18 protein-coding genes are annotated in these 21,290 nt (G+C 42.7%); 15 read left to right on the top strand and 3 right to left on the bottom strand.

The window, feature by feature from the left end; translation table 11 throughout:
- Positions 1–17 precede the first annotated feature (17 nt).
- From G564_RS0104225 to G564_RS0104190, 8 genes are read left to right on the top strand one after another with little or no spacing between them, the layout of a single operon-like run.
- Entirely contained in the window at positions 18–1,058 is a 1,041-nt protein-coding gene (locus tag G564_RS0104225; RefSeq protein WP_029036564.1) for a sugar kinase, read from the top strand.
- An 11-nt stretch (positions 1,059–1,069) separates the two neighbouring features.
- Complete coding sequence (locus G564_RS0104220) at positions 1,070–1,738, top strand: bifunctional 4-hydroxy-2-oxoglutarate aldolase/2-dehydro-3-deoxy-phosphogluconate aldolase (RefSeq protein ID WP_029036563.1); 669 nt, start codon at positions 1,070–1,072, stop codon at positions 1,736–1,738.
- Between the two features lie 54 nt (positions 1,739–1,792).
- Positions 1,793–2,818, top strand: coding sequence for a sugar kinase (locus tag G564_RS0104215; RefSeq protein ID WP_029036562.1), 1,026 nt, complete (start codon positions 1,793–1,795; stop codon positions 2,816–2,818).
- A 56-nt stretch (positions 2,819–2,874) separates the two neighbouring features.
- Entirely contained in the window at positions 2,875–3,867 is a 993-nt protein-coding gene (locus tag G564_RS0104210) for a TRAP transporter substrate-binding protein (RefSeq protein WP_029036561.1), read from the top strand.
- 5 nt (positions 3,868–3,872) lie between these two features.
- Positions 3,873–4,340, top strand: coding sequence for a TRAP transporter small permease (locus G564_RS0104205; protein ID WP_316928841.1), 468 nt, complete (start codon positions 3,873–3,875; stop codon positions 4,338–4,340).
- Positions 4,337–5,626: a TRAP transporter large permease gene (locus tag G564_RS0104200; RefSeq protein ID WP_394330240.1), complete on the top strand. Its 1,290-nt coding sequence runs from the start codon at positions 4,337–4,339 to the stop codon at positions 5,624–5,626. Before G564_RS0104205 ends, G564_RS0104200 begins: the two co-directional genes overlap by 4 nt.
- Positions 5,627–5,650: 24 nt before the next feature.
- On the top strand, positions 5,651–7,108 hold the full coding sequence (locus G564_RS0104195; RefSeq protein WP_029036558.1) for a tagaturonate reductase: 1,458 nt from the start codon (positions 5,651–5,653) through the stop codon (positions 7,106–7,108).
- A 5-nt stretch (positions 7,109–7,113) separates the two neighbouring features.
- A complete protein-coding gene (locus G564_RS0104190; RefSeq protein WP_029036557.1) occupies positions 7,114–8,730 on the top strand; it encodes a UxaA family hydrolase in 1,617 nt (538 codons plus the stop codon).
- A 27-nt stretch (positions 8,731–8,757) separates the two neighbouring features.
- On the opposite strand, the gene G564_RS0104185 is transcribed toward G564_RS0104190, so the two are convergent.
- Positions 8,758–9,804 (bottom strand): LacI family DNA-binding transcriptional regulator, encoded by a 1,047-nt coding sequence (locus G564_RS0104185; protein ID WP_029036556.1) that lies wholly within the window; start codon positions 9,802–9,804, stop codon positions 8,758–8,760.
- A 255-nt stretch (positions 9,805–10,059) separates the two neighbouring features.
- Between G564_RS0104185 and G564_RS0104175 the strand changes: the two genes are divergently transcribed.
- From G564_RS0104175 to G564_RS0104135, 7 genes are all read left to right on the top strand, one after another.
- Positions 10,060–11,523 carry a glycoside hydrolase family 28 protein gene (locus tag G564_RS0104175; protein WP_029036555.1) on the top strand — a complete coding sequence of 488 codons (1,464 nt, stop codon included), beginning with the start codon at positions 10,060–10,062 and terminating at the stop codon, positions 11,521–11,523.
- A gap of 69 nt (positions 11,524–11,592) precedes the next feature.
- Entirely contained in the window at positions 11,593–13,482 is a 1,890-nt protein-coding gene (locus G564_RS20650) for a pectinesterase family protein (RefSeq protein ID WP_084625575.1), read from the top strand.
- Between the two features lie 47 nt (positions 13,483–13,529).
- Positions 13,530–15,344 carry a pectate lyase gene (gene pelA / locus G564_RS20835; RefSeq protein WP_084625574.1) on the top strand — a complete coding sequence of 605 codons (1,815 nt, stop codon included), beginning with the start codon at positions 13,530–13,532 and terminating at the stop codon, positions 15,342–15,344.
- Positions 15,341–15,679, top strand: a complete 339-nt coding sequence (locus tag G564_RS0104150) for a cupin domain-containing protein (protein ID WP_037373454.1) — start codon at positions 15,341–15,343, stop codon at positions 15,677–15,679. The genes pelA and G564_RS0104150 overlap by 4 nt, the downstream gene beginning before the upstream one ends.
- A gap of 5 nt (positions 15,680–15,684) precedes the next feature.
- Positions 15,685–17,067 (top strand): glycoside hydrolase family 28 protein, encoded by a 1,383-nt coding sequence (locus G564_RS0104145; protein WP_029036551.1) that lies wholly within the window; start codon positions 15,685–15,687, stop codon positions 17,065–17,067.
- A 36-nt stretch (positions 17,068–17,103) separates the two neighbouring features.
- A complete protein-coding gene (locus G564_RS0104140) occupies positions 17,104–17,910 on the top strand; it encodes an SDR family oxidoreductase (protein ID WP_029036550.1) in 807 nt (268 codons plus the stop codon).
- An 11-nt stretch (positions 17,911–17,921) separates the two neighbouring features.
- On the top strand, positions 17,922–19,160 hold the full coding sequence (locus G564_RS0104135; RefSeq protein ID WP_029036549.1) for a tagaturonate epimerase family protein: 1,239 nt from the start codon (positions 17,922–17,924) through the stop codon (positions 19,158–19,160).
- Here G564_RS0104135 and mgrA read toward each other — a convergent pair.
- Entirely contained in the window at positions 19,149–20,144 is a 996-nt protein-coding gene (gene mgrA, locus G564_RS0104130) for an L-glyceraldehyde 3-phosphate reductase (protein WP_029036548.1), read from the bottom strand. The two genes, G564_RS0104135 and mgrA, sit on opposite strands and share 12 nt — an antisense overlap.
- 1 nt (position 20,145) lies before the next feature.
- Complete coding sequence (locus G564_RS18520) at positions 20,146–21,225, bottom strand: SGNH/GDSL hydrolase family protein (RefSeq protein WP_084625573.1); 1,080 nt, start codon at positions 21,223–21,225, stop codon at positions 20,146–20,148.
- Positions 21,226–21,290 lie beyond the last annotated feature (65 nt).

Below are 21,290 nucleotides of genomic sequence, written 5' to 3'. Positions count from 1 at the left end.
TATTTAAACAAGGAATTATGAAAAAAGTAGTGACTTTTGGTGAAATAATGTTACGTCTGGCTCCGCAGGAACATCTGCGGTTTTCGCAGGCAACAAGCTTTGATGTAGTTTACGGGGGTGGAGAATCTAATGTAGCGGTGTCTCTGGCCAATTATGGTGTGCCGGTTGATTTCGTTACCCGTTTACCTAAAAATGACATTGGGGAATGCGCACTTATGGAAATGCGTAAGAGAAACGTAGGTACAGATAAGATCATTTTTGGAGGAGATCGTCTTGGGATATATTTTCTTGAAACCGGGGCAGTGAGCCGCGGAAGTAAAGTAGTTTATGACCGCGCTCATTCGGCCATGTCCGAGATTGAAAAAGGAATGGTGGACTGGGATGAGGTTTTTGATGGAGCAGGTTGGTTCCACTGGACAGGGATAACCCCTGCAATTTCACAGGGAGCAGCCGATGCCTGCCTTGAAGCTGTAAAAGCTGCAAGTGCAAAGGGAATTACAATTTCAACAGACCTTAACTACCGCGCTAAGCTTTGGAAATACGGAGTAGAGCCGGAAGCAATTATGACCGAGCTTACTTCTTATTGTGACATTATCCTCGGAAATGAAGAAGATGCAGAAAAGCACTTCGGAATCAAACCTGAAGGTCTTGATATTACTACTCAGGGACAGCACGTTAAAGCTGAAGCTTTCCTTTCTGTTTGTCAGCAAATGATGGAAAAGTTCCCGAATGCAAAGAAAGTTATTACTACCCTTAGAGGATCACTTTCAGCTTCTCACAACACTTGGGCCGGAGTACTTTACGATGGAGAAACCATGTTCAAATCTCCGGAGTACAATATTACGCACATTGTGGACAGAGTAGGAGGGGGAGATTCCTTCATGGCCGGATTGATCTACGGATTGTTGAAATATCCTGAAGATGATCAAAACGCATTGAACTTTGCAGTAGCCGCATCAGCATTGAAACATACCATCAAAGGTGATGCAAACCTGGTGACTATAGATGAGGTTAAAAAATTAATGGGCGGGGACGCTTCAGGCCGTGTAGCCCGATAAAAATATAAGTTATGGCTCAATATTCAAGAATAGAAGTAGCATCTGTAATGAAAGAGCAAGGGATGGTTCCCTTGTTCTTCCACTCTGATGTTGAACTGGGGAAAAAGCTACTCAAAGCCTGTTATGACGGTGGTGGACGTCTTTTAGAATTCACCAGCCGCGGAGATTTTGCTTTCGAGGTTTTTGGAGAACTTAATAAATATGCGATAAAAGAACTTCCGGGAATGATCATGGGAGTTGGATCTGTAACCGATGCTGCAGCTGCATCTTTATATATGCAGTTGGGAGCAAATTTCATCGTTACTCCGGTTCTAAGGGAGGATATCGCAATTGTTTGTAACCGCCGCAAGGTACTTTGGTCTCCCGGCTGCGGATCTCTTACCGAGATTGCACGTGCCGAGGAACTTGGTTGCGAAATAGTAAAGCTGTTTCCCGGTGGAACATACGGTCCCGGCTTTGTAAAGGGGATCAAAGGACCTCAACCCTGGACCAGTGTGATGCCTACAGGAGGAGTTTCTCCTACAGAAGATAACCTGAAAGGCTGGTTTGATGCCGGTGTAACCTGTGTTGGGATGGGATCAAACCTAATTTCCAAAGAGGTTATTGCAAACAAAGACTATGAAGGTCTTGAGAATAAGGTAAGAGAGACTCTCGACCTGATCAATAGGCTTAGAAGATAGATTTCAAACAGAGAACTACGGGTGCTTTTACCCGTAGTTTTTTATATGGTTCACATGCAGGAAGAAGCTTCAGAAAAGAAAAAAACTGTCACCTTTGGTGAGGTTTTAATGCGTTTATCCCCGTCTGATAACCGGAAGCTTTTGCAGGCAACACAAATGGACTTTTTCTTTGGCGGGACAGAGATGAACGTCGCAGCTTCCCTGGCACACATGGGCATAGAAGTACAGCATGTGACCAATGTCTCCAATGACATTGTAGGTGAGGCCGCCATATCTACCCTTAGGAAATATGGGATTGGAATCTCTGCTGTCAAAAAGGTGAATTATTCCCTGGGATTATATTTTCTGGAAGTTGGTTCTGCCATGCGCTCCAGCCAGATCGCATACAATCGCCTGAATAGTTCTTTTGCCAATATTACTCCCGATCAGGTTGACTGGGAGAAGATCCTGAGTGACGCTGCATTTTTTCACTGGAGTGGAATTTCCCCGGGAGTTTCAGAAGGAGCTTATCAAACCCTTAAGGCAGGTCTGGAAATTGCCCGTGAAAAAGGTGTTATTGTAACGGCCGATCCTGCCTACAGAAGTAATCTCTGGAAGTACGGCAGAAGCAGTCACGATGTTTTGAAAGAATTTATTTCCCTATCTACAATTTTTGTGGGTGGAGTAAATGAGATCAATGAGATCCTGGAAACGGAATTTTCTGCAGATGAAGAAGGTTTTATAGAAGCGAGCCGGGCTTTGATTGCAGAATTTCCTTCAGTAAAAAAAGTATTTGACAAAGTTCGCACCAGCGTAAATGCTTCGTGGCAAAAGATCTATGGTAGGGCCTGGAATGGAGGAAAGTATCTCGAAACCAGTGAACTGGAGATAACCAGTGTAGTGGATCGTATTGGAACCGGAGATGCTTTTGCAGCAGGTTTGCTATATGGTTTACAGCACTTTGATGATCAGGAAGCACTCAATTTCGCCAATGCAGCCTGTGCCCTGAAGCATACTCACGTGGGCGATGTGAACCTGGTGAGCGTAGAGGAAGTCCTCGAGGTGGCGAAAGGAAAAACGGATGGAAGAATTAAAAGATAATATCTAATGGTTACAATACAGTGCCTGAGATATTAGCAGATTATCAATAGTAAATAATGAAGATCCTTAAAATAAATAATAGAATTCGTTTTGGCTTTATTCTTATTCTGTTGCTGGTAGTAACAGGATGTGAGAAGGAAAACGATGTAAAAGAGATTAAACTGGGCCATGGCCTGGATACCTCTCACCCTGTTCACAAAGCCATGGCCTATATGGCCGACCGTTTATATGAAAAATCGGGAGGGACAATGACCATAGATATTTATCCAAATCAGCAATTAGGCTCAGAAAGGGAATGCCTCGAACTCCTGCAAATTGGCAGTCTTGGAATGACCAAGGTTTCTACGGGAGTTCTGGAAAATTTTGTTCCCAGCCTGCAACTTTTCGGATTGCCTTTTCTGTTTCGGGACCGGGAACATCGTTTTGAGGTCCTGGAAGGAGAAATAGGAGAGAATTTCCTGAACAAAAGTATCGACAAAAGGCTTAAAGGACTCACTTTTTACGATGCTGGTAGCAGAAGTTTTTACAGTAAAGTTCCGGTAGAAACTCCTGATGATCTTAAAGGATTGAAACTGCGGGTTATGGAAAGTAATACTGCCATTAATATGGTAAAACATCTGGGCGGGTCCCCTACACCCATTGCCTGGGGAGAACTTTACACAGCCCTGCAGCAGGGAATCGTAGATGGCGCGGAAAATAATCTGCCCAGCTTTTATCTTTCCCGACACTACGAAGTTTGTAAATACTTTGTAGTTGATGAACACACTGCACTTCCCGATGAGTTATTGATAAGTACTCTTATCTGGAATGACCTTTCCCCGCAACAGCAAAAATGGTTAAAAGAAGCTGCTATGGAGTCTTCGGAATATCAAAAAACGATCTGGAGAGAGGCAGAGCTGGAAGCCATGGAAGAGATCCAAAAAGCAGGGGTGCAGGTTATATATCCTGAAAAAGAACTTTTTAGGGAAAAAGTCCAACCTATGTATGAGCAATTTTCTCAAGATCCTGAGATGAAACAATTAATTGAGGCCATCCAGGAAATTAAATAATGATTATGAGAAAGAAAATTGACAGAGTTTTAGGAAACTTCCTTGTAGTACTTCTTACTCTCATGGTCTTGGCTGTGTTGTGGCAGATCTTTTCGAGATATGTAATGAATTCTCCCAGTTCCTTTACCGAGGAGCTTGCGAGATACCTCTTTATCTGGATAGGGATTTTGGGGGCAGCATATGCTTCAGGGCAACAAACACATCTGGCCATAGATATTTTACCTCCAAAGCTCAATCCCACTAATAGAATAAGACTGCGAATTTTTATAAATATTCTTATCATCTTATTCAGCCTTACCGTACTGGTTATTGGAGGAGGAAATCTGGTATATGTAAATGATTTGTTGGGTCAATCCTCAGCAGCTCTGGGAGTGCCCCTATCATGGGTCTACAGCATTGTTCCTGTAAGCGGCTTACTGGTAATTTATTATAAAGTACACGAAATTATTCATTCAAAAACATATTTAGTATGATGTCAGAGGTATTAATATTAGTACTTTCCTTTGTGATACTATTGGCGATTGGAGTTCCTGTTGCCTGGTCCATCGGGATTTCATGTGTACTCACTATCCTGGCATCTATAGATACACTTGCGGCTTTTACCACTGTTTCACAGCGTATGGCCACGGGACTGGATAGCTTTTCCTTACTCGCTATTCCCCTGTTCATTCTGGCAGGACAAATAATGAATCAGGGAGGGATTGCACACAGGCTCATTGCCTTTGCCAAAGCCCTTATGGGGGCCTTACCGGGTGGATTGATCTATGTAAACGTAGTTGCGGCAATGTTGTTTGGTGCTATTGCAGGATCTGCTGTGGCTGCTACCTCTGCTATGGGTGGAATTCTTGGCCCGGCTATGGAAAAGGAAGGATATTCCAAAGAATTTGGTGCGGCTGTTAACATTACATCTTCAACCACAGGTCTGGTGATTCCACCGTCTAATGTGCTCATCGTTTATTCCCTTGCCAGTGGCGGTGTGTCCATTGCCTCATTATTCCTGGCGGGCTATCTTCCTGGTATTCTTATGGGACTCGCCTTAATGCTGGTAGCAGCAGTTTGGATCAAAAAGAAAAAGTATCCTGCCGGCGAGCCTGCCAATATTAAGCATATCGGGATTACTTTCTTACATGCTTTTCCAAGTTTATTGTTGTTGGTTATAGTTATTGGAGGAATTGTGACGGGAATATTCACAGCGACAGAGGCTTCAGGAATTGCTGTTCTGTACTGTCTAATCCTGTCCTTTATCAACAGGGAATTAAAAGTAGGGGATCTTCATGGTGTATTTTTGAGCTCTGTCGGAACAACGGCGATTGTAATGTTACTTATTGCAACTTCTATGAGCATGTCATGGGTAATGTCCTATGAAAATATTCCGCAGGCAGTAAGTGATGCCTTGTTAGGCCTTAGTGACAACATTTTTGTCATTCTGCTCATCATAAACCTTTTACTGTTGTTTGTGGGAACATTTATGGACATGACCCCCGCAGTTTTGATTTTCACACCCATCTTCCTGCCTGTGGTTACTGCATTAGGTGTTGACCCGGTACATTTCGGAATTATGATGGTAATGAATTTATGTGTGGGATTATGTACTCCTCCTGTAGGTTCGGTGCTTTTTATTGGTGTTAGTGTGGCAAGAACAAGTATTCATAAGGTGATAAAACCGCTGATGCCGCTGTACGTGGCAATGTTCATTGTCCTGCTGCTCGTCACCTTCGTGCCGGAAATCTCACTATGGTTACCACAATTGTTTGAATAGAATTTAGGAATAAGAAAAAACAAAATGGAAAGATTAAATAGAAAAACCGCGGGAATAACTTCAGAACTTCCTATAAAAGTCATTCAGTTTGGAGAAGGAAACTTTTTACGGGCATTTGTTGACTACCTTATTGACAAATTGAACAGTGAAGCCGATTTAAATGCCGGGGTTGCTGTAGTGCAACCAATAGACGCCGGACTTGTTGATATGCTTAATGAGCAGGACGGGCTGTATAACCTGTTTATGAGAGGCGTTAAAGGCGGAAAGGAGATCCAGGAGAAAAGAACCATTAGCTGTATTCAAAAGTCCCTTAATCCTTATAAAGATTATTCTGAATATTTGAAACTAGCTACCCAAGAAGAGCTGCAATTTCTTATTTCTAACACTACTGAAGCAGGAATTGCTTTTGATGCAAATGATAAGCTTGATAAAACGCCGCACAACAGTTTTCCGGCAAAGGTTACGGCCCTTCTTTATAATAGATATCAGCACTTCAATGGAGCCGCTAATAAAGGATTAACTATCATCCCTTGCGAGCTTATAAACTACAACGCAGATAATCTTAAAAAGATCATTTTGCAGTATGTGGATCTTTGGAAACTGGAGAATGAATTTAAAGTTTGGATAGAGGAGCATAATAGCTTTCACAACACCCTTGTGGACCGGATCGTTCCCGGCTATCCAAGGGCTGAAATTGATGAATACCAAAGTCAGCTGGAATATGAAGATAAACTTATCGTTACCGCCGAAGTATTTCTGCTGTGGGTGATCGAAGGAGGGGAAGCTTTAAAAGCGAAACTACCTTTCGATAAAATAGATGAGAATGTCCTTATCGTGAAAGACATTCAGCCGTACCGAACGAGGAAAGTGAGAATACTCAATGGTGCCCACACTACGATGGTGCCCTTTGCCCTCCTTAGCGGAAAAGAAACTGTGAAGGAAACAGTAGATGATAAGTTCACAGGAAAGTTCGTCAAAAATGCCATTTTTGAAGAGATAAATCCTACGCTTGATCTTGCGGAAGAAGAGTTAAGTTCTTTTGCTTCAGAAGTGCTGGACCGCTTCAGGAATCCTTTTATTAAACATCAGCTGGCAAGTATCGCTCTTAACTCGATCTCAAAGTTTAAAGTGAGGGTGCTGCCGAGTTTGCTTGAATACCAGGAAAGAAAATCAGCTTTGCCGTCGCGACTCACTTTCGCCTTTGCCTGTTTGATCAGGTTCTACAAGGGAGAGTGGAAAGGAAAAGAATTGCCTGTTCAGGATGATCAACAGATCATTGATTTCTTCAGCGAAGTCTGGAAGAAGGAGAATCTTGAGGATTTGACTGAAGAAGTATTAAGGAAAGAAGACTATTGGGGGCAGGATCTAACAGCTGTTCCGCAGTTAAAAGATCAGATAGTGACCGCACTTGAAGAACTTGAAAAAAAAGGCGTGGAAGAAGGATACAGATCTTTCCATGAAAAGATAAATGTGAAAAGCTAAAGAAGATGGAGACGAAAATAATTAAAGTTCATCCCGAAGATAACGTGGCGGTTGCCCTTGCAGACCTGTGGAAGGATGAAACGCTACATATAAATAATTCAGAAATTAAGGTCATTACCGATGTTGCTGCCAAGCATAAGATAAGTCTGGTAGACCTGAATGAGGGAGCTAAGATCTATATGTATGGTGTTTTGGTAGGAAAAGCTACTGTGCCCGTAAAAAGAGGGGAAGTGCTAACAGTGGACAATGTGAAGCATCAGGCTGCGCAGGCAGATAAGAAAACTGAAACCACAGGCTGGAATGCACCAGATGTCAGCAAATGGAAAGACAGGACATTTAACGGTTATCACCGTCCCGACGGACAGGTGGGAACCAAAAATGTCTGGTTGTTTTTTCCCCTGGTCTTTTGTGAGAACAGGAATATTGAGGTGCTGAAAGAGGTTTTTGAGAAGGAGCTTTCTTTTAAAAAGATGTCGAGAGAACGCCTGTTGCTACGGCGATTGATCCAGGGAGAGGATGCCGCAGAAACCCTCGTACAGGAAGAAGAAAATTCGGAGATCTTTGATAATATAGAAGTGAAATTTATTACCCACCAGGGCGGTTGTGGAGGTATAAGACAGGATTCAGCTTCTCTTGCGAGGTTGCTGGCGGGATATGTCAATAATCCAAACGTGGCGGGAGCAACTGTTCTTAGCCTGGGCTGCCAGAATCTTCAGATCGATATTTTCAAAAAGGCACTTGAAAGAATTAATCCCGACATACAAAAGCCTGTACTGCTTTTTGAACAGCAGCAGTTAGGAACTGTAGAGGAAATGATGAATAAGATCATTAGCGAATCATACAGCGGTATCAAGAAGGCCAACGAGATCCCGAGGAAGCCGGCTCCGATTTCAAAGCTTAAATTAGGTTTGGAATGTGGAGGATCTGACGGTTTCTCCGGAATTTCGGCAAACCCGGCTCTTGGTTATGCTTCAGATCTCTTATCGGCATTGGGAGGTTCTCCCATACTTTCAGAATTTCCTGAATTATGTGGTATTGAGCAGGAATTGATCAATAGATGTGTAACTGATGAGCTCGCTGAAAGATTTCTTGAATTGTCACGAGCCTATGAGAAGTCGGCCATAGAGGCAGGTTCGGGCTTTGATATGAACCCTTCGCCGGGGAATATTAAGGATGGTCTGATTACAGATGCCATGAAATCGGCCGGAGCTGCTAAAAAAGGAGGGACATCTCCAATCCAGGATGTGCTGGATTATGGAGATTACGTTACCAAACCAGGACTTAATCTCTTATGCACCCCCGGAAACGACGTGGAAAGCACAACGGCAATGGTGGGAGCAGGAGCAAACCTTGTGGTTTTCACTACAGGTTTGGGCACCCCAACAGGTAACCCTATAGCACCGGTTGTAAAAGTTTCTTCAAATACTACTCTCGCCCGCAGAATGCCGGATATTATTGATCTCGATGCAGGAGGGGTGATCAAGGCTGAAAAAACCATAGAGGAAATGGGGGAGGAGATCCTTGAGTTTCTTATCGGCGTGGCAAACGGCGATATTACTACCAAAGCAGACGAGCTAAATCAGGATGATTTTATACCGTGGAAAAGAGGGGTGTCTTTATAAGACTCCTTTTTTTCACTTTCGGAGAAATTATTTGACCGCCAGTTTCCGAAGGCTTCTGTCTGAGGAATTTCTCACCATAAGTTCAGGAGAAAGTACCACTTTCTTCTCAATAGTGAGTTTTTGAGTGCTGTCGACCTGTTCTAAAAACACCTGCGCGGCAATCTTACCCATACGTAAGGGAGTTTGATCTACAGAGGTTATGGGCATTTCCATGTACTTGGTAAAGGGTTCATTACTAAAACCTGAAATACAAAAATCTTCTGGGATATTTACACCTAACTTTTTCAGTTCCTGAATAGCTCCCAAAGCTGTGTAATCACTTGCAGAAAACACTGCATCGGGTTTTTCTTTTAACTCCCACATTTTAGCTGCTGCAGCAGAGCCAGATTCAACACTACTGAGTGTTGTGAAGACATGGTCTGGGTTTGGTTTCATTCCATTGTCTTCAAGAGCTTTAATATAGCCTCCATATCGATTTTTGTAGATTTCAAGATTAAGATCTCCGGCAAAATGTGCAATTCTTTTGCAGCCCTGAGATATAAGGTGTTCTGTTGCCATATATCCTGCTTTGAAGTCGTCAATTACAACAGAGCTCACTCCGGGCACATCCAGCTTCCTGTCAAAGAAGATAAGAGATTTCCCTTCCTCCAGTACTTTTTTGAAATGATCAATATTGTTAGTGGACTTCGAGATAGACATGAAAATACCGTCTACCTGCGTGTTGAGGAGCGTGTTTATCTGTTCCACTTCGGTCTCCATTTGCTCATGTGTCTGGCAAATGATCACGTGATATCCATGCGGCCCCAGCTCCTCTTCAATACCTCTAATGATAGAAGAGAAAAAGTTGCGGTTGATGTAAGGCACTATTATTCCGACATTTTTGCTTTTTCCACTTTTCAATGCCTGTGCAAGCCGGTTTTGCTTGTAGTTCATCTCCTTTGCTGCTGCAAAGACAAGTTCGCGCGTTTTGCTGCTAATCTTGGGATTGTTGTTCAGTGCCCTGGATACTGTAGCAGCACTTATATTTAATTTTTTTGAAATGTCGTAAATGGTGACTTTACCGTTTTCTTTCATGAGAAGTGAATACTGACTATGCAACAAATTGCATAACAAAGATATTAAAAATTGTCACTTTCAATGGATAAAACATTTTAAAAATGGCTTATATCCTGCAAAATTTGGAAATTTTGGTAAATGGGATAAGATTTTCCTTTTTCAGATGTAAATTTTCCTGTTCAAATGGCCTGAAAAGCACAATAATTTCTCTATTTTAGTGCAATCGATTACAGCGAAAGGTGGAATGTAATCTGGAAAAGATGATTTAATAACATGAAATATAGAGAACTACTAATGAGGAATTCCTTTAGACTGATCACAGGATTATTTTTAGCGCTACTCATCCTGTCTTGTAAAAACCAAAGCGAATCTGTAGAGAACAATGAAGAGGTAGTTCAGGCTACAGGTTTTGATGATCCATGGAAACGGGCAGATGAAATTGTAAAGAGTATCCAAATTCCTGAATTCCATGACCGGGTAATTAATGTAGTGGATTATGGTGCTACTGCCGACAGAACCTCCACTGGTTTAACTGCTTTTAACAAGGCTATCGAAGCATGTGCCGAAGCGGGTGGTGGTAAAGTCCTGGTGCCAAAAGGAATTTATTTAACCGGTCCAATTCATCTAAAAAGCAATGTTAATCTTCATTTAGAAGAAGGGGCTGAGGTGAAATTTTCCACCAATGAAAAAGATTATCTGCCGGTAGTACATACTTCTTTTGAAGGAATGGAATTCATGAATTATTCTCCTTTGATCTACGCCTATCAGCAGAAGAATATTGCCGTAACAGGGAAAGGAACTTTTAACGGGCAGGCGGGGAAAGAAAACTGGTGGCCATGGAAAGGTCAGGAGGAATACGGTTATAAAGAAGGGGGAGTACAGCAGCATGATGCTCACAACCTGCCTCGCCTAAGTGAGATGGTGGAGAAAGGTACTCCGGTATCAGACCGTGTTTTTGGAGATGGACATCAATTCCGTCCCGCTTTTTTTCAGCCTTTCGAATGTGAAAATGTTCTTATCCAAGGAGTCACATTTGTGAATGCACCATTTTGGGTAATGCATCCCGTAAAATCCAACTATGTAACAGTGAAGGATGTTAACGTAATTAGTCACGGGCCTAACAATGATGGTTGTAACCCCGAATACAGCAAAAATGTTCATATTACCGGATGTATGTTTGACACCGGTGATGACTGTATCGCTATTAAATCGGGTCGTGATAATGATGGAAGACGTGTCGGGATAAGCAGTGAAAATATAGTTATTGAGAACTGCACCATGAAAGAGGGACACGGCGGAGTTGTGATGGGCAGTGAAATTTCCGGCGGCGTAAGAAATGTTTTTGTTCGGAATAATACCATGAGCAGCCCAAACCTCGACCGGGCGATCAGGATCAAGACCAATACCAGAAGAGGTGGAACTATTGAGAACATTTATGTCAAAGATCTTGAGGTAGGTCAGGTGAAAGAAGCCGTTTTAAGAATTAATACCCATTATGCTATTTATGATAACCAGGAAGGGGAATTTATGCCGGTGATACGGAATATTTTTCTCGAAAATGTAAACGTAGAAGATGGCGGAAAATACGGGATCTTAATTAAAGGAAGGGAAGAGTCTCCCGTTAAAAACGTGCAGCTCAAAAACGTGACGATCAAGAGTACAGAGATTCCGCTAAGCGTTGAGCATAGTGATCCAATTATATTTGAGAATACAACCATAAACGGCAAGGAATATTAAACCGGAATCATTGTTTGGTTCATCGTGTAATCCGGTTTGTTCGGTCCAGTCAACTAAAAATTAGTATTAGTGAAATCTCATCACCTTCTTTTTATTCTTGTTTCCTGCTTCTCTTTTCAGTTATTGGCTCAGGTGAGGGAGGTAAAGCCCTATTCCATTGCTACCACTTATGAAAAGCTAAAAAAGGAATATCCTTTCATTTCTCCTGTAACATCACGGATTTCAGAAGGAATAAATGCTTCGGAAGATGTAGTTTATAAAAGAACTGCGAAAAAGGATCTGACTGTAGATGTTTATGTGCCGAAGGCTGAAAAAGGGGAAAAATTCGCCGCAGTTTTGTTGATCCATGGTGGTGGCTGGCTTACCGGAAGCAAAGAAAATTTGCGGCCACTGGCGCAACAGCTAGCTGCAGAAGGTTATGTCACGGTTACCGCCGCTTACCGCCTGGGTACGGAGGCTGTGTATCCGGCAGGGGTTATTGACGTCAAAGATGCCTTGAAATGGATGAAGGAAAATGCAGATCAGTACCAGATAAATCCTGAAAAGATCGCGGTTTTAGGAGCTTCGGCAGGAGCACAGCTCGCAACTTTAATTGGTGTAACCCCTGATTCAGATAATTTTCAATCCAAGAAATCTGAATTTTCAGATGAGGTGCAGGCAATCATCAACATTGATGGAATTGTCTCTTTCATTCATCCCGATGCTGAAGAGGGCTGGATGGCTGCAACCTGGCTGGGTGGCACAAAAGCCGAGAAATTTGAAATCTGGAAGCAAGCTTCACCACTGGAATATGTAGATGGGAATACACCTCCCACTTTATTTATCAACAGTTCCTATCCGCGATTTCATGCGGGTAGGGATGACATGGTAAAGATCCTTAATGAAAACCAGATCTATCACGAGATCCATACTATAGATAAAACGCCTCACGCCTTTTGGCTCGTTCATCCGTGGTTTGATGAAACTGTGAGATTGACGACCAACTTTCTCGACAGGATCTTCAAAAATTCTTCTTCAGCAAGAGACGTTTACAGAGAAATTACGGTTGCAAAAGATGGTACTGCAGATTTCAGTAGCATTCAGGAAGCAATAAACTCTACGCGTGATCTTGGTCCTGGGGAAGTGGTGATCAGGATCAAAGCCGGTACTTATAATGAGAAACTGGAGATTCCTTCCTGGAAAAGGCAGCTAACGCTCATTGGGGAAGACCGAAAGAATACGATTATTACAAACAACGATTTTTCAGGGAAGATCGATCCGGCAACAGGAAAAGAGTTTTCAACTTTCATGTCCTATACAGTTTTAGTGAGAGGAAATGACATAAAGATCGAAAACCTTACTATTCAAAATTCTTCCTGTGGGGAAGGTCAGGCGGTAGCGCTGCACGTGGAGGGCGACCGCTTTGTGATAAAGGATTCAGATATTCTGGGATGCCAGGATACGCTGTACACGGCTACAGAAGGAAGCAGGCAGCTGTATTTGAACTGTTATATCGAAGGAACAACAGATTTTATTTTTGGAGAAGCCACAGCGGTTTTTAAAGACTGCACTATTAAAAGTCTGAAAGATTCTTTTGTAACTGCTGCAGCAACGCCGCAAAATCAGGAATTCGGGTATGTCTTTATCGACTGTAAGCTTATTGCTGCCGAAGGTGTCGACAAAGTCTACCTGGGCAGACCGTGGAGGCCTTATGCAAAAACAGTTTTTATTAATTCTCACCTTGGAGAGCACATTCTTCCTGAAGGCTGGGAACACTGGCCGGGAGACAAGATGTTTCCGAATAAGGAAAGAACAACCTTCTACGCTGAATATAACAGTACCGGCCCGGGAGCTTCAGCTTCCACGAGAGCTGAATGGACGCATCAGCTGACTTCAGAAGAGGCTGCGAAGTTTAATCTTAAGAATATATTCAGTATCGAAAGTGACTGGTACTGGGCGACAAAAGCTATGAATGAATAAAATCATGTTTATGAAAAGGATATCCTACTAATATAATCCTCAAAAAAATGAAAAATCTGCTTCTGTTCTTCATGATCTGTTATTCTGTAGCTCTTGTGGCCCAGGAAAAGCCGACGTTATTTCTCATTGGCGACTCAACAATGTCCGACAAAGAGGATCCCGATAAAAATCCCGAACACGGTTGGGGGCAAATGCTTCCGGAGTTGATGACTTCTGAAATAAATATTCAGAATCATGCTGTGAACGGACGCAGTACCAGAAGTTTTATTGCTGAAGGTCGCTGGGAAAAAGTAAAGGAACAGCTGAAGCGGGGTGATTACGTATTCATTCAGTTTGGACACAACGATCAAAAGGCTAATGATCCCGCCAGGTATACCAACCCTTTTACCCAGTACAGGAGCAATCTTGAGAAGTTTGTGAGGGAGACCCGGGAAAAAGGAGCTACTCCGATTCTTTTCAGCTCCATCGTGCGGCGGAATTTTAATGAGAACGGAGTATTAGTGGATACTCATGGTGAGTATCCGCTGGTTGTGAGAATGGTGGCTAAAGACATGGATGTGCCTTTTATTGATATGCAGTTACTTACTGAACAGTTAGAGATTTCATATGGTCCTCAGGATTCAAAACAATTACATCTTCACCTGGAACCGGGGGAGGATGCTTATGAGCCAAGGGGAGTAACCGATGATACTCATCTTTCAAAAATGGGTGCAGACCTTGTTGCAAGACTGGCACTTCAGGAGATTGCGAGGCAGGATCTGGAGTTGAAGAAATACATAAAGAAGTCGGTCATATTTCAGAAGATCCTGACTGAAGCTTCAGTCGGCGAGGTGGAATATTCAGAGAAAGTTCCGTGGAGAAGAGCTTTAAGGCAGGATGAGCAGTGGTATGGAAGTAAGGAGGCTCAAAGAATTGCAGATAATGTATTGCTCTATCAACATCACAATGGAGGTTGGTATAAAAATAATGACATGTCTACTGAACTGAGTCCGCAGGAAAAGGAAGAACTAAGAAGGTTAAGTGGCGTAGACGCCGGTACTACCATAGACAATGGTGCAACGCATACGCAGCTGCGGTATTTGGCAAAGGTCTACAAAGCTACCGGAAAAGAGGAGTATAAAAAGGCCTTTTTGAAGGGCATTGATTTTCTGCTTGAGGCGCAGTATCCCAATGGCGGCTGGCCACAATTCTACCCGCTTAAAAAAGGATATTACGAGCACATTACTTACAACGACGGAGCTATGGTAGGCGTGATGAGGCTGCTACGTGATATTGCGAAAAATAAAGAACCTTATACTTTTGTCGATGCCGACAGGAAGAAAAAGGCTCGTAAAGCTGTGGATAAGGGCTTGGAAATTATTCTGGCGACTCAGGTAAAAGTAGACGGGAAAAGAACGGTCTGGGGTGCCCAGCATGATAAAAAAACCCTTCAGCCGGCGAAAGCAAGAGCTTATGAATTAGCCTCTTTAAGCGGAAAGGAAAGTGCCGAAATCGTGAGGTATTTGATGGAGATCGAGAATCCTTCCGAGGAAGTCAAAAGATCAATCCGAAGCGCGATGCAATGGTTTGAAGAAGCAAAGGTAATGGGCAAAAGGGTGGAGTGGATCAAAGGACCTGATCTGCCTGACGGGAGGGATCGGATTCTGGTCGAAGATCCTGACGGTGGCCCGCTTTGGGGACGCTTTACCGAAATAGGAACCAACAGGCCGATGTTTATAGGACGCGACGGAGTGGTAAAATATAATCTTGATGAAATTGAGCATGAACGGCGCACCAACTACAGCTACATTGATAATTATGCTGAAGATTTATTAAATATCGAATATCCCGAGTGGGAACAAAAACATACTTCTCAAAAATGATAATAGGAGACATATTTTTTAAAGAAGCTGAGGCTGAATGGGAACCGGCAGGCGCCGGAATCTCCCGACAAGTTACCGGTTACAATACACAGCTGATGGTTGTGAAGGTGAAATTTGAAAAGGGAGCAGTAGGTTATGAACACGACCATTTCCACTCTCAGGGAACTGTGGTGGCTTCAGGAAAGTTTAAAATTACTATTGATGGTAAATCTGAAATCCTGGAAACAGGCGACGGATTTTTCGTGCCGCCCAATGCCAAACACGGAGCTGAATGTCTTGAGGAGGGCATGTTGATAGATGTCTTTAGTCCGGTGCGGGAGGATTTTCTAAAATAGAAATTATGAAAAAATTCATTTTACTGTGGGTAGTGCTCTTGATCGGAGTGAATGCCCAGGCGCAGTTGTCTGAGCAGGAAAGAAAAGCCGCCATTCAGGAGATCGTGGAAAGAATCCAGCTTCCGCAAATTCCCGATTATACAGTTACCATAATAAAATTCGGAGCAAAAGGAGATTCGGTTTCTAATAATAAACGTGCTTTTGATAGAGCTATGAACCACCTGAAGAAAAGAAAGGGAGGCACGCTCCTAGTTCCGAAGGGAGTTTATACAGTCAATGGTCCAATTCATTTTGTGAGCAATGTGAACCTTCATCTCGCAGAGGGTGCAAAGATCAGGTTTGGGGAAAATCCAAAGGATTATCCTCTGGTCCTTACCAGCTGGGAGGGCACAATGCTCTACAATTACAGTCCGCTTATCTACGGGAATGAACTGGAAAATGTTGCCATTACGGGAAAAGGAACTATTGACGGAGAAGGAGGCGGAGCCTGGGCAGCTTGGAAGCAGCTTGAGGATAAAGATAAGCAGTTAAGCAGAGACATGAATCATTCCGGGATTGCGGTGGAGGAGAGGATCTTTGGAGAAGGACATTACCTGCGTCCGCAATTGATCCAGTTTGTGAATTCAAAAAACATACTTCTTGAAGACATTACCATAGAAGATTCCCCTTTTTGGTGCGTTCACCTGCTTAAATCCAAAAGTGCCACTATAAGAGGATTAAAATTCGACGCTCATAACTTTAATAATGATGGCTTAGATCTGGAATATGCCAGTGATATTCTTATAGAGGACGTGAAATTTGATAACGGAGATGACAATGTCGCCATCAAAGCCGGAAGAGACCATGAAGGACGAGCTAATTCGCACACGCCTTCAGAAAATATTGTGATAAGAAATAACCTGCTTAAAGGCCTTCACGGAGTGGTAATTGGCAGTGAAATGTCGGCCGGCGTTCAGAATGTCTATGTAGAGAACAACAAAGCCTGGGGTTATTTGAAAAGAGGAATTTACTTCAAAACCAATCCGGACAGGGGAGGTTACATACGGAATATTTACATCAATGATATAGAACTTCAAAAAGTTGAAGATTGCTTCTATATTACGGCCAACTATCACGGGGAGGGGGAAGGATTTAATTCGAAAATCTCAGATGTTTTTATCAGCAATGTCACCTGTGAAGAAGCCATAGGGACAGCAGTGGTGATCCAGGGCTTTGAGGAGAGCAAGGTGGAGAATGTGAGGCTCGCTAATATCAAAGTAAACAAAGCCAAAAATGCTACTTCAATAACGAACACCAAAAATGTCATTTTTGACGAGGTAATTATTGGAGAAGAAGCCACGGTACCTACTTCGGTTTCAAAAGAAAAGCCTAAACTAAATTTAGATTAACTTAGTATAAAGAGTTTCAGGAATAATTTGGACAAAATGAATAACTTAAAAGATAAAGTAGCAGTAATAACCGGCGGTAACGGTGTTTTGGGAGGTGCTATAGCCATGGGACTTGCTGCCGAAGGAGTAAAAGTCGGGATTCTTGGCCGAAGCGAAGATACTGTTCTGGCGAGAGTAAAAGAAATAGAGAATGCAGGGGGCAAAGCGCTGGCATTGGTGGCCGATGTTCTGGACGAAGAAGTATTATTGGCAGCAAAAAAGAAAATTGAAGAAACCTTCGGTAATGTTGATATCCTGGTAAATGCTGCCGGCGGAAATCAAAAAGGAGCGACGATAACGCCCGATCAAAGTTTTTTCGATCTGGATCTCAATGCTTTTGATGAGGTGAATCAGCTGAATTTTAAAGGTACAGTCATCCCATCTCTCGTTTTTGCCCGCGGAATGGTAGAGGAGAAAAAGGGGAGTATTATTAACATCTCTTCCCTTGCTGCACAGCGGGCACTTACCAGAGTTCTGGGATATTCTGCCGCAAAGGCGGCAGTTGATAACTTCACCAAATGGCTTGCTGTAGAGATGGCTCAAAAATACGGAGACGGAATAAGGGTTAATGCCATTGCCCCTGGATTTTTCATTGGGGAGCAAAATCGCGATCTTTTGCTGAATGACGATGGAAGCCTAACTTCCCGGGGAGAAACAATTGTTGGCCAAACACCCATGAAAAGATTTGGAAAACCCGAAGAACTTCAGGGGGCAGCCAACTGGCTGGCGGGAGATGCATCATCATTCGTTACCGGAACAGTTGTAGCTGTAGACGGCGGATTTGGCGCTTTTAGTGGAGTATAAAAAGTAAGAAAATGGGCAGATTAGGAAAATATTCTTTTGGATTAGGAGACAGGTTCGGGAAAGAGGGCAGGGCTCAACTAAATTCCATTATTAGAATCCAACAGGAGGGAGTGGAGGTGACCCCGGTTTGGAATAAGTCTGCACGGGAACACGAGACTGTTGGCAGCAGTCCGGAAAGTCTGAGAGAAGAAGCGGACAGAGCAGTGGAGGCCGCAGATTTCAAAGAGCCATATTTTGTTGATGCAGACCATATAAATTTTAAAACTGTCGATCCTTTTCTTCCGGTGAGCAATTTCTTTACTATTGATGTAGCCGAATTTATAGGCAAAAAAGCACCTGCAACTGAAGAGGAAAATTTTCTTTCTTATTTTAAAGATTATACGGGAGAGTTGAATATTCCCGGTATAGAACATAAGATGCAGATTTCTAAAACCCATCTTCGGGAAATGCTGGATAAGTTTCTTTTAGCGATTAAGAATGCCGGTGAGGTTTACTCCTACATTGAAAAGAACAAGAAAGAGAAAATACATATTGAAGTTTCTATAGATGAGGTGGAAAATTCCCAGTCTCCTGTGGAACTTTTCTTTATCCTTGCAGCTTTATCCTATTACAATGTACCTGTAAACACTATTGCACCCAAGTTTGCCGGCAACTTCTATAAGGGAGTGGATTATGTGGGTGATATTTCTCGATTTGAAAAGGAATTTGAGGAAGATTTATTCGTGCTGAAATTTGCTGTTGAGGAATTTGATCTTCCAAAGGATCTAAAACTAAGCGTACATACCGGGAGTGATAAATTTTCACTTTACCGGGTAATCAACAGATTAATTAAAAAGCACGATGCAGGTCTTCATCTAAAAACCGCCGGTACCACCTGGCTTGAAGAACTTATAGGACTGGCTGAAAATGAAGGAGAAGGTTTTAATTTCAGTATGGACCTATACAGGGAGGCATTGGATCGCTATGATGAACTGACGGAAAATTATAAGTCAGTTTTAGCAATAGAAAGATCACAACTTCCGGCTCCGGAAGATCTCTCTTCCGGAAAAGAATTTGCAGCCGCGCTCCGTCATGAGCAGAATTCACATGACTACAACCCTCATTTCAGGCAGTTGCTTCATACTGCTTATAAAATAGCGGCAGAAAAAGGGGAGCAGTTTTATCCCCTTTTAGAGAGGTATAGAGCACAGATCGAAGAAAATGTTACTGATAATCTGTACCGAAAACATTTAGCGCCTCTATTTCTTTAAAATAGCTTCTATCCTTTCCAGCTCTTGCTTTTCGAAGTGCAGGTTTTTTAATCCTGCTATATTATCTTCTAATTGAGATATACGGCTTACTCCAATTAGAACAGAAGTTACCCTCTTATCCTTTAACAGCCAGGCAATGGCCATTTGCGCAAGAGATTGACCCCGATTTGCAGCTATTTCGTTTAGTTCTTTTACCTGCTCCAGAAGCTGTGGTGTTAAATTGTTCTGGTCGAGGTACCCACCTTCAATTGCTGCTCGGGAATCTTCCGGAATCCCTTTAAGATATTTTGAGGTGAGAATTCCCTGTTCCAGGGGTGAGAACACAATACTTCCCAAACCTTCTCTTTCAAGCGTATCAAGAAGCCCATCTTCCACCCATCTGTCGAGCATATTGTAGCGGGGCTGATGTATCAGGATAGGAGTTCCCATGCTTCGAAGGATATCTGCTGCCTTAGCAGTTTGTCCGGCAGAATATTGAGAGATACCTACGTACAAAGCTTTCCCCTGCCTTACGATCTGGTCCAATGCCCCCATAGTCTCCTCAAGGGGAGTGTCAGGATCTGGCCGGTGGTGATAAAAAATGTCAACATAATCCAGTCCCATCCTTTGCAGGGATTGATCAAGACTGGCGATTAGATATTTACGGGAACCAAAGTTGCCGTAAGGTCCCGGCCACATATCCCAGCCGGCTTTAGTAGAAATCAGGAGTTCATCCCGGTAAGGCTTGAAATCTTCCTTAAAGATCTTTCCGAAGTTTGTTTCTGCCGATCCATATGGTGGCCCGTAATTATTAGCCAGATCAAAGTGGGTGATCCCGTTGTCAAAGGCGGTACGGAGTAATTGTCTTGAATTTTCAAAGCTGGTGGTATCTCCAAAGTTATGCCATAAACCAAGAGAAAGCAGGGGTAGATTAATGCCGCTCTTTCCACAACGCCGGTATTCCATTTTTTCATAGCGGTCATCGGCCGCTTCATAAGTACTCATTCTATGTTTTTTTAAGAAGTTCCTGGTAGAAGGGGATCATTTCTTCAGCCATCATTGCATGGTCCTCTAAACTGGGATGTGATCCGCATCCCCGGGTATAATTTTGTTGGAATGTAAAAATTTCAATATGATGATCTTTAAAATTGTCTCTGATTTCCTTTAAAGTCTCTGCAAGTAATTCTCCATCTTCCTTTGAAATCATAGGGCTGGTAATAAGGGCTATTTTTGTCTCCGGATAAATTTTTAGAATGGATCCTATAAAAGCGGTATAATTATCTATAAAAGTTTCAGAATTGAAAAGAGCACGTTCTTTTACTCCGTCACCTTTGGAAAAGTCGTTAGTGCCCAAGGCTATACTGACGATGTGTGGCGGATTGTCCTTGTCTACAACAGCTCTTTTCCCGTGATTTCCGTTTAGGTGAAGATATGGATATACCTCCGCCATGACAGGTTGATCTTCATCATTCCAGTTGCGGTAAATACCCATGCCCGATACGCAGTTTAATTCAAAATCCACCTCAAGCGCTCTTGCTACTCTTGGGCCGTAAGCAAAATAGGCTGAATGTTGATCATACCATTCACCTTCATCACAGCCCGTTTCACTGGTATCTGCCCCCATACCACAGGTGATGGAATCTCCGATAAATTCAATTTTTGCCCGCTTATTCTCTTCAGGCATTTCTATTTGCTGTGCCCGTAGTCCATTAAATATTAGTTCCCCGTTGGCTGCTTCGGTTTCTTTGTAGATGACCAGGGAATTTAACGTGTCCTTTTTTAAAGCGAATTTCAGGGTATCTTTTAATATTCTGAATCTGCCGAGATGATCATCATTCAATTCTACCGCCACATAATGGTGTTGTTCATTCTCACTTTTGAGGAATACGGTTACAGTATCTCCATAAACATTGGTTCTCACCGAGGCCGCAGAAGTAACGAGTTTCGTTCCTTCTGCTGTATTCAGCGTCCTGCCCGAATAGAGGAATTTAGCATTATCATCTTCAAAAAATTGATCTTGAGGAAGTTGTTCAGATTTGCAGCTGATCAACAATAGAGCAGAGAGGCAATAAAAAATAAGGCGCATTATTTATTTCTTTTTTGAAACTCTAATTTACGTCTTTCCTACAGATCCTGCTTATATCTGCAAGG

The sequence above is a fragment of the Salinimicrobium xinjiangense DSM 19287 genome (assembly GCF_000423585.1).
Lineage (GTDB): Bacteria > Bacteroidota > Bacteroidia > Flavobacteriales > Flavobacteriaceae > Salinimicrobium > Salinimicrobium xinjiangense.
Note: the sequence above shows the minus strand (reverse complement) of the source record. Positions and strands in the feature narration are given on the sequence as shown.

Excerpts from the sequence above, each read along its gene's own strand:
- G564_RS0104205 (WP_316928841.1), top strand. The coding sequence starts at position 3,873 with ATGAGAAAGAAAATTGACAGAGTTTTAGGAAACTTCCTTGTAGTACTT.
- pelA (WP_084625574.1), top strand. The coding sequence starts at position 13,530 with ATGAAAAATCTGCTTCTGTTCTTCATGATCTGTTATTCTGTAGCTCTT.
- G564_RS0104185 (WP_029036556.1), bottom strand. The coding sequence starts at position 9,804 with ATGAAAGAAAACGGTAAAGTCACCATTTACGACATTTCAAAAAAATTA.
- G564_RS0104135 (WP_029036549.1), top strand. The coding sequence starts at position 17,922 with ATGGGCAGATTAGGAAAATATTCTTTTGGATTAGGAGACAGGTTCGGG.
- G564_RS0104220 (WP_029036563.1), top strand. The coding sequence starts at position 1,070 with ATGGCTCAATATTCAAGAATAGAAGTAGCATCTGTAATGAAAGAGCAA.
- G564_RS0104190 (WP_029036557.1), top strand. The coding sequence starts at position 7,114 with ATGGAGACGAAAATAATTAAAGTTCATCCCGAAGATAACGTGGCGGTT.
- G564_RS0104140 (WP_029036550.1), top strand. The coding sequence starts at position 17,104 with ATGAATAACTTAAAAGATAAAGTAGCAGTAATAACCGGCGGTAACGGT.
- G564_RS0104175 (WP_029036555.1), top strand. The coding sequence starts at position 10,060 with ATGAAATATAGAGAACTACTAATGAGGAATTCCTTTAGACTGATCACA.
- G564_RS18520 (WP_084625573.1), bottom strand. The coding sequence starts at position 21,225 with ATGCGCCTTATTTTTTATTGCCTCTCTGCTCTATTGTTGATCAGCTGC.
- G564_RS0104215 (WP_029036562.1), top strand. The coding sequence starts at position 1,793 with ATGCAGGAAGAAGCTTCAGAAAAGAAAAAAACTGTCACCTTTGGTGAG.
- mgrA (WP_029036548.1), bottom strand. The coding sequence starts at position 20,144 with ATGAGTACTTATGAAGCGGCCGATGACCGCTATGAAAAAATGGAATAC.
- G564_RS0104225 (WP_029036564.1), top strand. The coding sequence starts at position 18 with ATGAAAAAAGTAGTGACTTTTGGTGAAATAATGTTACGTCTGGCTCCG.
- G564_RS0104210 (WP_029036561.1), top strand. The coding sequence starts at position 2,875 with ATGAAGATCCTTAAAATAAATAATAGAATTCGTTTTGGCTTTATTCTT.
- G564_RS0104200 (WP_394330240.1), top strand. The coding sequence starts at position 4,337 with ATGATGTCAGAGGTATTAATATTAGTACTTTCCTTTGTGATACTATTG.
- G564_RS0104195 (WP_029036558.1), top strand. The coding sequence starts at position 5,651 with ATGGAAAGATTAAATAGAAAAACCGCGGGAATAACTTCAGAACTTCCT.
- G564_RS0104145 (WP_029036551.1), top strand. The coding sequence starts at position 15,685 with ATGAAAAAATTCATTTTACTGTGGGTAGTGCTCTTGATCGGAGTGAAT.
- G564_RS0104150 (WP_037373454.1), top strand. The coding sequence starts at position 15,341 with ATGATAATAGGAGACATATTTTTTAAAGAAGCTGAGGCTGAATGGGAA.